We start from the raw sequence: 1,505 nt of genomic DNA, 5'->3' as shown, positions 1-1,505 counted from the left end.
TATTGCCCGAATTGACCGCCGCCACGCAGATGCGACGTCTGCGACGATAGGGAAACCGACCACGGTCTTCTGCGTGTCTTCGATGTCCTTGATCCATTTGGTGTGCGCTTCGGCGCCGTCGACCGACAGGGCGATGGCCTTGACGTTGCGCTTGTCGAATTCAGGTTTCAGCTTGGCGGTCAGACCGAGCTCGGTGGTGCAGACCGGCGTGAAGTCGGCCGGATGCGAAAACAGGACCACCCAGGAGTCGCCTGCCCATTCGTGGAACTTGATTTTGCCGATGGAGGAATCTTGCTCGAAATCCGGCGCGGTGTCGCCCAAACGCAGTGTCATGTCAGTCTCCTTGGTAACGAAATTCAGGACGTCTACTATAACGTCCGGGTCATCGCAATCCAACAACTATTAACGAGTATTCAAATAACGCCGGGCTATGAAAACCTGCCGGCGGCTGACAGGTTTCAGGGTGTCAACACTTGCAGACTTTGCAAGAACTGCTCCGCGTTCTGGTAGCCGATCACGCGTTTGCCGGCCAGCTCGCGGCCCTGGCCATCGAACAGGATGATGCCGGGCGGCCCGAACAGCTGGAAGCGCTTGAGCATGGCCTTGTCGTCGGCGTTGTTGGCGGTGACGTCGATCTGCAGCAGGACCATGCGGGCGAATTTTTCACGCACGCGCGGGTCGGTGAAGGTGAATTTTTCCATCTCCTTGCAGGACACGCACCAGTCGGCGTAGAAGTCGAGCAGGGCCGGCTTGCCGCCGGTCTGCGCCAGTGCGGCGTCGAGTTCGGCAACCGAACGCACGCGCACGAAATCGGTGTGCGCCGCCGGTTTGCCGCCGCCCAGATGCGACAACGGCGCCAAGGGATCGCGGCCGCCGGTGGCGACGCTGACCAGTTGCAATACGCCCAGCGCAGCGAACGCCAGGCCGCAGGCGCGCGCGGCCCAATGGCCCGGCTTGCTCCACAACAAGTAGGCGCCGTAGGCGATGCCCAGCGCCGCCCAGCCGGCGACGAAGGCCCAGGCCGGAATGACCGGCGAGATCATCCACAGCGCCGTGCCCAGCATGAGCACGCCAAAGAAACGCTTGACCGATTCCATCCAGCCGCCGGGTGCCGCCGGCGGTCTGCAGCGTGACCGCGCGTTGTTCCGCCAGCGCAGTGCAGCCGTCGAACAGCAACGCGCCCACCGCCTTGTTGTACGCCGCCAGGCCGGCGATGGGCAGGTAGGTGTGCGGCTTTGGATCCAGCTGCAAAGCAGCTTCGGCCGCACGCACGCAAGCCAGCAGCGGCACCTTGCCGCGGTCGTCGTAGTACACGCCGACGCCGAGATTGATCTTGTCCGGATGCGTGCTCTGGTTATAGGCCTCGGTGACGCCGAGGATGGGATCGCGCGGCGCCATCGCGACCGACGACAACAGCGACAGGGTGGTGGAGTGATTCATGGCTAAGGAAGAGAAGTAGACGGGGGGATTCAACCGAGTTGGCGGACCAGCTCAGGCACGATCTC

At 63.0% G+C, this 1,505-nt stretch carries 1 protein-coding gene and 2 pseudogenes; all 3 read right to left on the bottom strand.

Annotated elements, in window-relative coordinates; translation table 11 throughout:
- On the bottom strand, positions 1-333 hold a 333-nt coding region (locus HLUSI_RS29795; RefSeq protein ID WP_016835686.1), incomplete at its 3' end, for a redoxin domain-containing protein.
- Positions 334-458: 125 nt separating this feature from the next.
- Positions 459-1,106: pseudogene (locus tag HLUSI_RS0120310) on the bottom strand (thioredoxin fold domain-containing protein); the annotation flags it as partial.
- A gap of 40 nt (positions 1,107-1,146) precedes the next feature.
- Positions 1,147-1,398 (bottom strand): annotated as a pseudogene (locus HLUSI_RS32965) (aminotransferase class I/II-fold pyridoxal phosphate-dependent enzyme); the annotation flags it as partial.
- Positions 1,399-1,505 lie beyond the last annotated feature (107 nt).

The organism is Herbaspirillum lusitanum P6-12, from assembly GCF_000256565.1.
Lineage (GTDB): Bacteria > Pseudomonadota > Gammaproteobacteria > Burkholderiales > Burkholderiaceae_D > Herbaspirillum > Herbaspirillum lusitanum.
Note: the sequence above shows the minus strand (reverse complement) of the source record. Positions and strands in the feature narration are given on the sequence as shown.